This is a genomic window from Comamonas sp. SCN 65-56, assembly GCF_001724135.1.
In the GTDB taxonomy this organism is placed as follows: domain Bacteria; phylum Pseudomonadota; class Gammaproteobacteria; order Burkholderiales; family Burkholderiaceae_C; genus Comamonas_C.
Genome location: NZ_MEDS01000025.1, coordinates 564,344 through 577,879 on the forward strand (window position 1 = coordinate 564,344; position 13,536 = coordinate 577,879).

11 protein-coding genes are annotated in these 13,536 nt (G+C 66.9%); 10 read left to right on the top strand and 1 reads right to left on the bottom strand.

From position 1 onward, the window contains the following. Positions 1-98: 98 nt before the first annotated feature. Positions 99-1,079: an AraC family transcriptional regulator gene (locus ABS45_RS15585; RefSeq protein WP_291557100.1), complete on the bottom strand. Its 981-nt coding sequence runs from the start codon at positions 1,077-1,079 to the stop codon at positions 99-101. 256 nt (positions 1,080-1,335) lie between these two features. On the opposite strand from ABS45_RS15585, the gene ABS45_RS15590 reads away from it, so the two are divergent. The 10 genes from ABS45_RS15590 to ABS45_RS15635 all read left to right on the top strand — a co-directional run bounded on the left by ABS45_RS15590 (position 1,336) and on the right by ABS45_RS15635 (position 13,521). Continuing rightward, positions 1,336-2,112 (top strand): cyclase family protein, encoded by a 777-nt coding sequence (locus ABS45_RS15590; protein WP_291557103.1) that lies wholly within the window; start codon positions 1,336-1,338, stop codon positions 2,110-2,112. Positions 2,113-2,123: 11 nt separating this feature from the next. Then, entirely contained in the window at positions 2,124-2,537 is a 414-nt protein-coding gene (locus ABS45_RS15595) for a RidA family protein (RefSeq protein WP_291557106.1), read from the top strand. 55 nt (positions 2,538-2,592) lie between these two features. Continuing rightward, positions 2,593-4,887 (top strand): indolepyruvate ferredoxin oxidoreductase subunit alpha, encoded by a 2,295-nt coding sequence (locus ABS45_RS15600; RefSeq protein WP_291557108.1) that lies wholly within the window; start codon positions 2,593-2,595, stop codon positions 4,885-4,887. After that, on the top strand, positions 4,884-6,416 hold the full coding sequence (locus tag ABS45_RS15605) for an indolepyruvate oxidoreductase subunit beta family protein (protein ID WP_291557111.1): 1,533 nt from the start codon (positions 4,884-4,886) through the stop codon (positions 6,414-6,416). The genes ABS45_RS15600 and ABS45_RS15605 overlap by 4 nt, the downstream gene beginning before the upstream one ends. 136 nt (positions 6,417-6,552) lie before the next feature. Beyond that, a complete protein-coding gene (locus ABS45_RS15610; RefSeq protein WP_291557114.1) occupies positions 6,553-7,545 on the top strand; it encodes an AraC family transcriptional regulator in 993 nt (330 codons plus the stop codon). Between the two features lie 143 nt (positions 7,546-7,688). Further along, complete coding sequence (locus ABS45_RS15615; protein WP_291557117.1) at positions 7,689-8,471, top strand: SDR family oxidoreductase; 783 nt, start codon at positions 7,689-7,691, stop codon at positions 8,469-8,471. A gap of 70 nt (positions 8,472-8,541) precedes the next feature. Beyond that, positions 8,542-9,825: a styrene monooxygenase/indole monooxygenase family protein gene (locus tag ABS45_RS15620; RefSeq protein WP_291557120.1), complete on the top strand. Its 1,284-nt coding sequence runs from the start codon at positions 8,542-8,544 to the stop codon at positions 9,823-9,825. Further along, positions 9,822-10,340 carry a flavin reductase family protein gene (locus tag ABS45_RS15625; protein ID WP_291557123.1) on the top strand — a complete coding sequence of 173 codons (519 nt, stop codon included), beginning with the start codon at positions 9,822-9,824 and terminating at the stop codon, positions 10,338-10,340. The genes ABS45_RS15620 and ABS45_RS15625 overlap by 4 nt, the downstream gene beginning before the upstream one ends. Before the next feature lie 15 nt (positions 10,341-10,355). Then, complete coding sequence (locus tag ABS45_RS15630; protein WP_291557126.1) at positions 10,356-11,936, top strand: NAD(P)/FAD-dependent oxidoreductase; 1,581 nt, start codon at positions 10,356-10,358, stop codon at positions 11,934-11,936. 22 nt (positions 11,937-11,958) lie between these two features. Continuing rightward, positions 11,959-13,521 (top strand): NAD(P)/FAD-dependent oxidoreductase, encoded by a 1,563-nt coding sequence (locus tag ABS45_RS15635; protein ID WP_291557129.1) that lies wholly within the window; start codon positions 11,959-11,961, stop codon positions 13,519-13,521. The last annotated feature ends 15 nt before the right edge of the window (positions 13,522-13,536 follow it).

Below are 13,536 nucleotides of genomic sequence, written 5' to 3' on the forward strand. Positions count from 1 at the left end.
CGATTCCGGGAAAACGCCCAGTCTATGCACGCGACTGCGATTGCAGGGTGCAGCCGCGTCAAACCAGCACGACGCACGCAGGTTTTGCCTGCATGGGCTCAAGCCGCCTTGAGCGTCTGCGAGGGCAGGCAGCCGAACTGCGCGCGGTACTGGGCGCTGAAGCGGCCCATGTGCACGAAGCCAAAGGCCAGCGCGACATCGGTCACGCCCACGGCCTGGCCATCTCGGGCAGCGCTTCTGAGCATGACGTGCGCCGCCTGCAGGCGCTGCTGGCGGGCGTAGGCGAGCGGTGTCGGCTCGCCATGGCGCTTGAAGACCAGTTCCAGCGTGCGCGGGCTCACGCAGGCATGGCGCGCGATGTCCGCGAGCGTGAGCGGGCGGTCCAGGTGCGCGTGGATGTATTCCTTGGCACGTCGCAGGCTGCGGGCTTGCACCGGGGCATCGGGCGCGGCGGCGGCATCGGGCTGGTGCAGCAGGCAGGAGAAGGCCGTCAGCAGAAAGCCCTCCATGGCTGCGGTGGCGGTGGGATGGGCTTGCCATTGCGCGGCGAACTGGTCGATGTTGCGCGCCATGTCCAGCATGGCCTGGCACCAGGCGGCCACTTCGGGCTCGCCCCGGCGGCGCGATAGCGCCATGCGCGGACGCTCGCCCTCGCCGACGTATTCCTGCACCACATGGCTGGGGGTCTGCAGCAGCAGCATGGTGCAGTCGGGGCCCCAGCGCATGCGGCTGGGCGTGCGTGGCTGCAGCACGCTGAGCACGTTTTCGTTGACATCCACGTCGTGGCTGCCGCTGGTGATGCGCGCGCAGCCGGTGAGTGGCAACTGCACCAGATAGAAGTCGCCGCGCTCGCCCGGGTCAATGTCCACTTCGGCCCCGTAGTGCAGCACGTTGAGCGAGGACTGACCCAGCGTCACCCGGTTGTGCCACAGATCCAGCCCCCGCGTCCGGCCCTGCACCTGCAGGCGATGGCGCGAGAACACGTCGCCCACGCGCTGTTGTGCCTCTTCGATCGAGCGCGAGCGGATCAGCGGAAAGGAATCCAGCAAGCGGATGTCGGATGTGGCAGGCGAAGGCATGAACATGACCGGCAAATAAATAGTTTAGGCTTGAAGTATCTGATATCCCAGTGTGCCCGTCCATAGGGCTTTCCCTTGGTTTCCCCTGAAAGCCACCGGTTTGATCGCAAAGTGGATAGGGGCATGCGCCAAATGGCTTGCGATGAACAGGGGTTTTGCCGCAGCATATGGCAAGGCGCTCGGCGGTGCGTCCTGCAGTCCGTTGCCCGGGTTTTGCCGCCTGAGCCCCCATCTGCCAGCATTCAAGGAGCATTTCATGACCACTTCCCTCGCCCAGTTCGCGCAGGACATCGCCTCTGGCGCCCTGCGCATCGTTGACCTGACACATGTTCTGTCGGAAGACTTTCCGCCGCTGGTGCTGCCGCCCCAGTTCGGCCAGGTGGCGGCGTTCAAGCAGGAGCAGATCAGCCACTACGACGACAAAGGCCCGGGCTGGTACTGGAACAACTTCACCTGCGGCGAGCACACCGGCACGCACTTCGACGCCCCGGCGCACTGGATTTCCGGCAAGGACTATCCGCACAACACGGTGGATACGCTGGACCCCAAGGTGTTCATCGGCCCGGCCTGCGTGATCGACTGCACGGCCGAGGTGGCAGCCAATGAGGACTTCAACCTTGACGTGCACCACCTCGAGGCCTGGGAAGCCAAGCATGGGCGCTTCCCGGCAGGCGCCTGGGTGCTGTTTCGTACCGGCTGGGCCAAGCGCCTTTCCAACCCGGCCTCCTACGTCAACCTGAAGGAAGACGGCGCCCATACCCCCGGCCCCACCCAGGCGGCGGTGGAGTGGTTGGTCAAGCGCGACGTGCGCGGCTTTGGCGTGGAAACCATCAACACCGACGCCGGCCAGTCCTATGCCTGGCCCGTGGCCTATCCCTGCCACACGCTGATGCACGGTGCCAACAAATACGGCCTGCAGTGCCTGAACAATCTGGACCAGCTGCCAGCCACCGGCGCCGTCATCCTGGCCGCGCCGCTCAAGCTCAAGAACGGTTCGGGCAGCCCGCTGCGCGTGCTGGCCCTGGTGCCTTGAGGGGTAGTGCAATGACGACGCGGCGCAAGGCGGTCAATCCGCCATCCATGTACGCCTCGGTGCCGTTTGGCTTCTCCCATGCGGTGGAGCAAAGCGGTGGCCGCACGCTGCACCTGGCCGGCCAGGTGGCCTGGAATGCCAAGGGCGAATTGGTCGGCGCAGGCGACTTGGTCGCGCAGACGCGCCAAGCCCTGGCCAATCTGCGCGAGGTGCTGGCCGCCTGCGGCGCCACGCCGGCCGATGTGGTGCGACTGCGCACCTATGTGGTCAACCACAGCCCCGACAAGCTCGGGCCGGTGAGCGCCGAAATCGTGGCGTTCTACGCCGGGGCAGAGCCAGCCGCCAACACTTTCCTGGGTGTGCAGGCGCTGGCCCTGCCGGATTTTCTGATCGAGATTGAAGCCACCGCCGTTCTGGCGGATTAGCGTATAGGAGCCGTCCGCGCCCGGGCGCCGGGCGCGCGCGTGCAGGAGAGCAAACATGGCAGAGCGTTCCTTCGTCAAGGAAGTTGAACAACTCAGGGTGCCCGCCGGCACCGTGTTCCGTGGCGAGGGCATTCTCGCCGTCACCAAGGCGCTGCTGGAGGCGGGTGTCGGTTACGTCACCGGTTACCAGGGCTCGCCGATTTCGCACCTGATGGATGTGCTCTCGGACGCGCAGCCCATCCTCAAGGAGCTGGGCGTGTACTTCGAGCCGGCCGCCAGCGAGGCGGCCGCAGCCGCGGCGCTGTCGGCATCGGTCAACTACCCGGTGCGCGGCGCGGTGACGTGGAAGTCCACCGTCGGCACCAACGTGGCGTCAGACGCGCTGGCCAACCTCGCCTCGGGCGGGGTGACGGGCGGCGCGCTCATCATCGTCGGCGAAGACTACGGCGAGGGCTCCTCCATCATGCAGGAGCGCACGCACGCGTTTGCCATGAAATCGCAGATGTGGCTGCTCGATCCGCAGCCCAACCTGCCCGCCATCGTCAAGGCGGTGCACGACGGCTTCGAGCTTTCGGAAGCCACCAACACGCCGGTGATGCTGGAGCTGCGCATCCGCTCCTGCCACCTGCACGGCAGCTTCATCACCGAGGAAAACCGCCGCCCCGCCTTCACGCTCAAGCAGGCGCTGGAAAACCCGGTGCGCGACGTGAACCGCATCGTGCTGCCGCCGGCCTCCTTTCTGCACGAGAAGGAAAAAATCCACGAGCGCTGGCCGGCCGCGGTGAAATTCATCCAGGAACGCCAGCTCAACGAATTGCACGATGGCGACGGCGAGATCAAGGACGTCGGCATCATCATGCTCGGCGGCATGACCAACAACACGCTGCGCGCGCTGATGCAGCTGGATCTGGCCGACCTGTTCGGCGAATCGCGCGTGCCGCTGTACATCCTGAACGTCGCCTACCCGCTGGTGGAAGAAGAGGTGCGGCGCTTTTGCGAAGGCAAGAAGGCGGTGCTGGTGGTCGAGGAAGGCCAGCCCGACTACCACGAGCAGCACCTGAACACCATTCTGGCGCGCCTGAATCTGAACACCAAGGTGCACGGCAAGGACGTGCTGCCCATGGGCGGCGACTACACCGTGGACGTGCTGCGCAAGGGCGTGCGCGCCTTCCTGCAGCGCCAGCGCCCCGACCTGCTGGAGCGCAAGACTTCGGCCACGGTCACGCGCCGCAAGGATGAGCCCGCCCCTGCCGCCGCGGCCGCTGCAGCGCCAAGCGCGGAGGAATTGGCGGCGCAGGCCGCCGCCCAGGCCGAGCAGGACAAGGTCGAAGTGCCCGAGATTGCCGCCGCCATCGGCAAGCTGTTGCCGCCGCGCCCGCCCGGCCTGTGCGTGGGCTGCCCCGAGCGGCCGATCTTCTCGGCCTACAAGCTGGTCGAGCAGGAACTGGGCGTGCACCATGTCTCGTCGGACATCGGCTGCCACCTGTTCCAGATCATGCCGCCCTTTGAGATCGGCGCCACCACCATGGGCTACGGCCTGGGGGTGAGCAGCGCCTCGGCGTTCAATGCGGGCGGGCAGCTGGGCGCGAGCAAGAAGGCCGTGGCCTTCATGGGCGACGGCGGCTTCTGGCACAACGGCCTCACCTCCGGCATAGGCAACGCGGTGTTCAACAAGCAGAACAACGTCTTCGTCATCGTCGACAACAACTACTCGGCGGCCACCGGCGGGCAGGACCTCCTCTCGTCGCGCAACACCAATCCCAACCGCAGTACCCTGCACCCGATCGAGGCGGCGGTGCGCGGCGTGGGCGTCACCTGGGTGCGCTTCGTCGGCCGTACCTACGACGTCAACGCGATGAAGCAGGCGCTGCACGATGCGCTCACTTCCGAGGAGCCCGGCCCCAAGGTGGTGATCGCGCAGAGCGAATGCATGCTCAATCGCCAACGGCGCGAGAAACCACTTGCGCGAGCAGCTATCAAAAACGGAGAGCGCATCCTCAAGGAGCGCTTCGGCGTCGACGCCGCGGTGTGCTCGGGCGATCATGCCTGCATGCGTGTCTCGGGCTGCCCCAGCCTGACGCTGGCGCCCAGCGGCGATGCGCTCAAGCCCGACCCGGTGGCGCGCGTGGATGAAGACTGCGTCGCCTGCGGCCATTGCGGCGAGGTGGCCGACGCCGCCGTGCTCTGCCCATCGTTCTACAAGGCGCACAAGGTCAACAACCCCACCGGCTGGGACAAGTGGCTGGCAGGCCTGCGCACCAGCGCCGTCGGCTGGCTGCAAGGCAGGCGCGACCGAGAGCGCGCCGCCAAGCAGCTCTACGCCGCAACCATCGATGAGGTGCTCGCATGAAACCCCGCATGATTACCGTGGCCATCATGGCCCTGGGCGGCCAGGGCGGCGGTGTGCTGCAGGACTGGATCGTCACGCTCGCCGAAGACGCCGGCTGGACCGCGCAGGCCACGTCCGTGGCGGGCGTGGCACAGCGCACCGGCGCCACCATCTACTACGTCGAGATGGTCGAGCCCACGCCAGGCAAAACGCCGGTGCTGGCGCAGATGCCGATTCCCGGCGAGGTGGACATCCTGATCTCCGCCGAACTGATGGAAGCCGGCCGCGCCGTGGCGCGCGGCTTGGTCACGCCCAATCGCACCACCGTCATCACCAGCACCCACCGCACCTTTGCGGTGCAGGAAAAGGTCGTCCCGGGCGACGGCGCAGCCGACAGCGCCGAGGTGCTGGCGCTGGTGCGCAAGTCTTCGCGCAAACTGGTGGCGGACGACATGCAGCAACTGGCGATCGCCAACGGCAGCGTGATTTCATCCAGCCTGTTTGGCGCGCTGGCCGGTTGCGATGTGCTGCCGTTTCACCAGCAGGCGTTCGAGAAGGTGGTGGAGCACAGCGGCAAGGGCGTGGAAGCCAGCCTCAAGGCGCTGCGCGCCGCGGCCGAGCTGGCGCGCACGCGCACCATGCCGCCGGCACTGGTGGCCAAGGCCGAAGCCATGAAGACTGCACCGCGCGCGCTGCCCGAGAAGGCGGCCAGCCCGGCGCTGGCGCCGCTTTTGGTGCGCATCCGCAGTGATTTTCCGCAGGCGGCTTGGAATTGGCTCGGCGAAGGCCTGGCGCGCGTGGTCGATTGGCAGGACGCGACCTATGGCAACGACTATCTGGACAATGTGGCGCGCTTTGCCAAGCGCGATCCGCAGCCGCAGGAAGCGACGCTGACGATTGCGGCGGCGCACTGGATCGCCGTGGCCATGTCCTACGACGACGTGATCCGCGTGGCCAATCTCAAGACCCGGTCCGACCGCTTTGCGCGCATCCGCGGTGAAGTCGGTGGCAAGGACGGCGACGTCTTTGGCATGGAAGAGTTCTTCCACCCGCGGCTCGAAGAGATCATGGGTCTGATGCCGGTGAAATGGGCCAACTGGCTGGATCGCTCGCCCAGCGTCAAGGGCTGGCTCGCTCCGCGCCTGGACAAGGGGCGGCGCATCCACACCCACACTTTGCGCGGCCACCTGCAATTGCACATGGTGGCCGGCTTGGTGCGCTGGCGCCGGGGCAATCGCCGCCACGCCGAGGAGCAGGCGCACTGGCAGGCATGGATGGCGGTGGCCGAGCGGGCGCTCGACGCCGGAGATGCTGCTCTGGCGGCGGAAATCCTGCGTTGCCGCCAGCTCATCAAGGGCTACAGCGATACCCATGCGCGCGGCGAAGGCAAATTCGACCGCCTGATGTACGCCGTGCCACAACTCGCAGGTCAGCCGGATGCGGGCGTGAAGCTGGCCGGCCTGCGGGCTGCGGCACTGCTGGACCCCAAGGGCAAGGCCTTGGGCGAGCAGGAGATGGCGCTCGGCTTGCGCACCAAGGTCGCGGCGTAACGACTCGCCTGATCGGGAGCTGCACGCTCTACCCCTTTCACCGGTGGGCGTGCGGTTGTCAAAATGTCGGCAAGCGTGCACAGTAAAGGTTTCCGAACGATGAACGCGGACCGCAGGGTCCGCGCCACCTTGCACCATGTTGCACGCACCTGCCCGATGGCTCGGGCGGCACCCTGTCTTTGCCAGCGATGATGTCGAGCAGGCACGCGACGAGGTCGCGCGGGTCTTCTGCGCGCATGGTCTGCAGCAGCTCACGGCGGGCGAGCGCATGGATTGCCACATGCACAGCGTGCGCGTGGGCGCGCTGTCACTGAACTACCTGGCCTATGGGGCGGATGTCCGGATCACGCCCGGCTGCCTGCAGGATTTCTATCTGGTGCAGATTCCGGTCGCCGGGCAGGCCGACATCCGGTACGGGCATGAGCAGGTGCAATCCGACCCACGCACCGCGGTGGTGCTCTCGCCGCATCAGCCGGTCACCATGCGCTGGTACACCGGCTGCGCGCAGCTCTTGCTGCACATACCGCGGGCGCTGATGGAGCAACGCCTGGCGGCCAGCGCAGGCGCGCCGAGCGCGCCGCTGGACTTTGCGCTAGCGCTGGCACAGCAATCGGGCCCGGCCGCGGCCTGGTGCAAGGCGGTGCTGGATCTGGCGCGCAACATCAATGCCAACGGCGCCGCCTGGCTGAGCATGGGAGTCGCTGCAGGGGCCATGCAGGAATTCCTGCTCCAGAGCCTGTTCAGCCTGCAGCCGCACAGTGGCAGCGCCTTGCTGCCGACGGATGCCCAGCCAGCGCTGCCCCGGCATGTACAGCGCGCACGCGAATTCATCGAGGCCCATGCCGAGCAGGCGCTGACGCTGGCCGACATTGCAGGGGCGGCTTGCGTCAGCGAGCGCACGCTGCAAGAGGGTTTTCGGCGGCATCTGGACACCACCCCCAATGCCTGCCTGCGCGAGGTCCGGCTGCAGCGCATCCATGAGCGACTGCGGCAGGCAGCCGCCAATGGCGAGGCCATCACCGTGCTGCAAGAAGCTTACCGCTACGGTTTTTTTCACCTCGGCCGCTTCTCGGCCTATTACCGCGAGCGCTTCGGCGAGCCTCCCTCGGCCACCCTGGCACGCCGCTGAACGTCGGTGCCCATATTGCGATGCAGCATGGGCTTGCGCATGACGGATAGCACGGCCGCGCATTCCGGACATCACTCTCTGCGGCGGTTTCGCATACTGAGGGCTCCCGTTCCGGCGTCCCGGAATCCACAGACAGGAGACATATGAGCATGCACAACAAGATCGCCATCGTGACCGGCGGCGCCACCATGATCGGCGAGGGCGTGGTCGCGGCGCTTGTGGCCGAAGGCTGCAAGGTCGTCATTGCCGACATCGATACCACCAAGGGCCCGCAGGTTGAGGCCCGCCATGCGGGCAGTCGCTTCATCCGCACCGATGTGTCGGATGATGCCTCCATCGCCGCCTGCATCAAGGACACCGTCGCCGCATTCGGCGGCATCAACTACCTGGTCAACTGCGCCGCCTCCTACGTGGACAACGGCGCCGCATCGACCCGCGCCGAGTGGAACACGACGCTGAACGTCAACCTGATCGGTGCCGCCATGATGCTGCAGGCGGCAACGCCCGAGATGCAAAAGCGCGGCGGCGGTGCGGTGGTCAACTTCGCCTCGATCTCGGCCTTTGCCGCGCAGACCGGCCGCTGGCTCTATCCCATCAGCAAGGCCGCCATCGTGCAGTTCACGCGCAATGCCGCGCTCGACCTGGCGCCGCAGAACATCCGCGTCAACGCGGTCTCGCCGGGCTGGACCTGGTCGTCGGTGATCGAAGGCATGGCCGGCGGCGACAAGGCCAAGGCCGATGGCGTGGCGGCGGACTTTCACATGCTCGGGCGCCTGGGCATGCCGGCGGAGGTGGCCAACGTGGTCAGCTTCCTGCTGTCGGACAAGGCGAGCTTCGTGACCGGCGCCACCTACGCCTGTGACGGCGGCTACCAGGCGCTGGGCCCGGAGGCGCGTACCGCCGCCATCGGTCGCCTGATGAGCTGATTTTCATAGTGGCTCCCGTTTGCGTGGCGGGCGCTGCAGCCGTTTTCATCCAATTTTCGGAGACAACACCATGACGACACAAACCCCTCGCACCATTGCCATCATCGGCGGCGGCCAGGCCGGCCTGCTGCTGGGCGCCGGCCTGCTCGACCAAGGCCATCAGGTCACCATCTACACCAACCGCGATCAGGCCAGCTTCTGGAACGGCAAGGTCATGTCCTCGCAGTTCATCTTCGACATGAAGCTGCAGATCGAGCGCGACTGGAACATGAACCAGTGGGAAAAGGACTGCCCCAACACCAACGGCATCTCGTTCGTGATTCCCAACCCCGACGGCTCGGGCACCAAGGCTATCCACTGGTATGCGGCGCTGGAAAAGCCCGGCCAGGCGGTAGACCAGCGCCTGAAGTACCCCGGCTGGATGGACGAGTTCGTGCGCCGCGGCGGCAAGCTGCACATCGTGGACGTGGGCGTGGCCGAGATGGAAGAGCTGGCTGGCACGCACGACCTGGTGCTGCTGGCCGGCGGCAAGGGCGAGATCGTCAAGATGCTCACGGTGAACGAAGAGCGTTCGCCGGTCAAGCAGCCCATGCGCAGCCTGGCGCTGACCTACCTCACGGGCATGAAGCGCCACGACTACATCGAGTGCGTCAACTTCAACCTGATTCCCGGCGTGGGCGAATACTTCGTCTTCCCCTCGCTCACCGTCGACGGTCCCTATGGCTCGGGCAAGACCAAGCCCTGCGACATCATGGTGATGGAAGGCGTCCCTGGCGGCCCGATGGACCGCTGGCACGAGTGCAAGGACGCAGCCGACCACCTGCAGATGAGCCGCGACATCATGAAGCAGTTCCTGCCCTGGGAATACGAGCGCATGAAGGACTGCGAGCTGACCGACGACAACGGCATCCTGGCCGGGCGCTTCCGCCCCTGCATCCGCAACCCGGTGCTGCACCTGCCGTCCGGCCGCAAGGTGATGGGCCTGGGCGACGCGGTGATCGTCAACGATCCGATCACCGGCCAGGGCTCCAACAACGCCACCATGGGCGCCAAGCACTACTTCGATGCCATCATGGCGCGCGGCAACCAGCCGTTCGACGAGGCCTGGATGAACCAGACCTTTGATGCGCTGTACAACGGCTATGCCGAGAAGGTCACGCGCTGGACCAACAGCATGCTGTTCCCGCCGCCCGAGTACATCGTGAACATGATGGGCGCCGCCACGCAAATCCCGGCACTGGCCTCGCGCCTGGCCAACGGCTTCAACGACCCGCGCGACTACGCCAACTACTGGTTCGATGAAGAATCGAACAAGCGCGCCATCGCCGAAGCCGCGGCCAAGGGCAGCAAGTGATAGACGCCCGCGAGCTGCGCAACGCGCTGGGGCACTTCGCCACCGGAGTCACCGTGGTCACCACGCTGGGCCCGGCGGGCGAGCGCATCGGCGTGACCGTGAACAGCTTCGCGGCCCTCTCGCTCGATCCTCCGTTGGTGCTCTGGAGCCTGGCGAAGAAATCCTGGAGCCTGCCGGCCTTTGAGGCGACGGGGCATTTCTGCATCCATGTGCTGGCGCACGACCAGCAGGCGCTGTCCGATCGCTTCGCCAAGGCAGGCGAGGACAAGTTCGCCAGCGTGGAGATCAGCGAAGGCGTGGGCGGCACTCCGCTGCTGCCCGGCTGCATGGCGGTGTTCCAGTGCTCGGTGGAGCACCGCTACGACGGCGGCGACCACATCATTCTGGTCGGCCGCGTCGAACATCTCACCACGCGCAGCACCGCACCGCTGCTGTTCTACCGCGGACGCTACGCCGTGCCCGAGTACGAGCAGTCGGCCGAACACAAGCGCGTGAAACTCACCCTCGATACCTGAAACCACGTCAACGCCATGAGCAAGTTCGATTCCATCATCGTCGGCAGCGGCATCAACTCGCTGGTCTGCGCCGCCGTCATGGCCCAGCGCGGCAAAAAGGTCTGCGTGCTGGAGCGCGAGGCGGTGCTGGGCGGCTGCATCCGCACCGAGGCGCTCACCGCACCGGGCTATCTGCACGACACGATGTCCACCGCGCACCCGCTGTTCGTCACCTCGCCGGGCTATGCCGAGCTCAAGGACGCGCTGCATGCCAACGGCCTGACCTACGTGAACAGCGACGCGCCCACCGGCGTGCTGCTGAGCGACGGCCGCTCCTTCGTGCTGCGCCGCTCACGCGAGGAAAACGTGCGCGCCATGAATGCACTGGCGCAGGGCGATGGTGATGCCTATCAGGAGGGCCTGTCCTTCGTCGAGAAAAATGCCGAGCTGATCTTCGCGCTGCTGGGCAACGAGCTGTGGAGCTCGCAGATCGGCAAGATGATGCTGGGCCGCGTCTGGAAGCAGGGCGCGCACGAAACCGTGGGTTTCTTCAGCCCCGCGATGCAGAGCGCACGTGCCTGGCTCGATACGCGTTTCAAATCCGACCTGGTCAAGGCGGTGCTCGCGCCCTGGGTGCTGCACACGGGCCTCGGGCCCGAGTCGCCCATGTCGGCCCTGATGGCGCAGGTGATCGCCTTCACGCTGGAAGGCGTCGGTCTGCCGCTGGTGCAGGGTGGCAACGCGCGCACCGTCGATGCATTCAAGGCCGTGGTCGAGAAGGCCGGCGGCGAATTCCACACCAACGCCGATGTGGCCGAAATCCTGATCCAGGGCGGCAAGGCGCAAGGCGTGCGCTGCGCCGATGGCCGCCAGTGGCAGGCCAAGAACGTCATCTGCAACGTCACGCCGACGCAGCTCTATGGCCGGTTGATCCCCGCCAGCAGCACGCCGGACACCATACGCCAGCAGGCGGCGCAGTACCGCTACGGCAAGGGCAACATGCAAATCCATGTGGCGCTGTCCGCGGCGCCGCAATGGGCCAACAAGGCGCTGGACGAGGTGGTCTACCTGCACCTGACGCCGGGCATGGACGGCGTCTCGCGCGCGGTCAACGAGGCCGAACGCGGGCTGCTGCCTGCCGAGGGCACCATCGTCGTCTGCAACCCGACGCAACTCGATGCCTCACGCGCGCCGGCGGGTGGCGCGGTGCTGTGGATCCAGCTGCCCGAATGCCCGCGCCAGGTCAAGGGCGACGCGCTGGGACAGATTGCCGCACCCGCCGATGGCCAATGGAACGCTGACATTCGCGAACGCTACGCCGACCGGGTGATGGAGCGCCTGGGCAAATTCATCCCTAATCTGCAGCAAAGCATCGTCGCGCGCACGGTGATCTCGCCCGGCGACCTGGAAAAGCTCAACATGAATCTCGTCGGCGGCGACCCGTATTCCGGCGAATGCAGCGTCGACCAGTACATGTTCTGGCGCCCGCTGCGCGGCACCAAGGACCACGCGACGCCGGTGAAAAACCTGTTTCACATCGGTGCCTCCACGCACCCCGGGCCGGGCCTGGGCGGGGCGTCGGGCTTTCACGTCGCCAATTCTCTCGCGAAGAAATGATGGGCTTGCCAGGTAGCGTCGCATGAGCTGGGATGCCATCGTCGTCGGCAGCGGCATCAACGGCCTGGCCGCCGCCGTGCACCTGAGCGCCAAGGGCTGGAAGGTCCTGGTGCTGGAGCAGGCGGCCGTACCCGGCGGCGCGGTGCAGACCGCCGAGGTGACGCTGCCGGGCTTTCGCCACGATCTGTGCGCGATGAACCTCAGCATGTTCGCGGGCTCGCCCTTTTTTGCCACGCACAAGGAGCGGCTGCTGCAGGCCGGGCTGGCGCTGGTGCCCGTCACGCACAGCTTTTCTTCCGTGCTGGCCGATGGCGGCTGGCTCGGTGTGGATACCGATCTGGCCGCCACCACGGCACGCATCGCGGCGCGCAGCGAGGAGGATGCACAGACCTGGCAGGCCATGGCGCGCGCATTTGCCGCCGATGCGCCGCACCTGTTCGCCCTCATGGGCTCACCCATGCCCTCATGGCAGCTCGCGCGCGCGCTCTGGCGCATGTGGCGCGCCAAGGGCCTGCCGTGGTGCATGCAGACCGCGCGCATGCTGCTCTCCAGCCCGCGCGACTGGCTGAGCGCGCATTTTGAGGACGACGGCGTGCGCGCGCTGATGGGAGCCTGGGGCCTGCATCTGGACTTCGGTCCCGATGTGGCTGGCGGTGCGCTGTTCCCCTACCTTGAATCCATGGCCAACCAGAACTTCGGCATGGCGCTGGGCCAGGGCGGTGCGGATACCGTCATCCATGCGATGGTGAAGGCGATCACACAGGCCGACGGCGAAGTGCGCACCGGCAGCGCCGTGCGCAGCATCGACGTAGCACAAGGCCGCGCCAGCGCAGTGACGCTGGCGGACGGCAGCCAGCTCGGCGCCCGTCGGGCGGTGATTGCCAATGTGCATCCACGCCAGTTGTACGGCGCCCTGCTGAGCGGCGGGACCTCGCCGCCGGCTGCAGCCGCCCGGCTGCGCCCCGGGCCGGGGACGATGATGATTCACCTCGCGCTCGATGCACTGCCGCAGTGGCGCGCGAGCGACGAGCTGCAGCGCTTTGCCTATGTGCACGTGGCGCCGTCGCTGGACGCCATGGCGCGCACCTATACCGAGGCGATGGCCGGCCTGCTGCCAGCCGAGCCGGTGCTGGTGGTGGGCCAGCCCACGGCGCATGATGCCAGCCGCGCGCCCGAGGGCAGCCATGTGCTCTGGGTGCAGGTGCGCGTGCTGCCCGCCGATATCCGGGGCGATGCCGCTGGGCAAATCCAGGGACGCCACTGGGACGAGATCAAGGACGCCTACGCCGATCGGGCGCTGGCGCTGCTGGAACGCCACGCACCGGGTTTGCAGTCCCACATCCTCGCGCGCCATGTCGTCTCGCCGCTCGATCTGGAGCGCGCCAATCCCAACCTCATCGGCGGTGACAGCCTTTCGGGCAGCCACCATCTGGATCAGTTCTTTCTATTTCGCCCGGCCTTTGGGCAGTCGCGCTGGCGCACGCCGGTGAGCCAGCTCTACCACGTCGGTGCCAGCACCTGGCCGGGCGCGGGCACGGGCGCTGCGTCGGGCTTCATGCTGGCGCGCGACCTGGCGGGCGCCTGAACGGCCGGCCGACGC

Coding starts and splice junctions, on each gene's coding strand:
- ABS45_RS15585 (WP_291557100.1), bottom strand. CDS start 1,079: ATGCCTTCGCCTGCCACATCCGACATCCGCTTGCTGGATTCCTTTCCG.
- ABS45_RS15590 (WP_291557103.1), top strand. CDS start 1,336: ATGACCACTTCCCTCGCCCAGTTCGCGCAGGACATCGCCTCTGGCGCC.
- ABS45_RS15595 (WP_291557106.1), top strand. CDS start 2,124: ATGACGACGCGGCGCAAGGCGGTCAATCCGCCATCCATGTACGCCTCG.
- ABS45_RS15600 (WP_291557108.1), top strand. CDS start 2,593: ATGGCAGAGCGTTCCTTCGTCAAGGAAGTTGAACAACTCAGGGTGCCC.
- ABS45_RS15605 (WP_291557111.1), top strand. CDS start 4,884: ATGAAACCCCGCATGATTACCGTGGCCATCATGGCCCTGGGCGGCCAG.
- ABS45_RS15610 (WP_291557114.1), top strand. CDS start 6,553: ATGTTGCACGCACCTGCCCGATGGCTCGGGCGGCACCCTGTCTTTGCC.
- ABS45_RS15615 (WP_291557117.1), top strand. CDS start 7,689: ATGAGCATGCACAACAAGATCGCCATCGTGACCGGCGGCGCCACCATG.
- ABS45_RS15620 (WP_291557120.1), top strand. CDS start 8,542: ATGACGACACAAACCCCTCGCACCATTGCCATCATCGGCGGCGGCCAG.
- ABS45_RS15630 (WP_291557126.1), top strand. CDS start 10,356: ATGAGCAAGTTCGATTCCATCATCGTCGGCAGCGGCATCAACTCGCTG.
- ABS45_RS15635 (WP_291557129.1), top strand. CDS start 11,959: ATGAGCTGGGATGCCATCGTCGTCGGCAGCGGCATCAACGGCCTGGCC.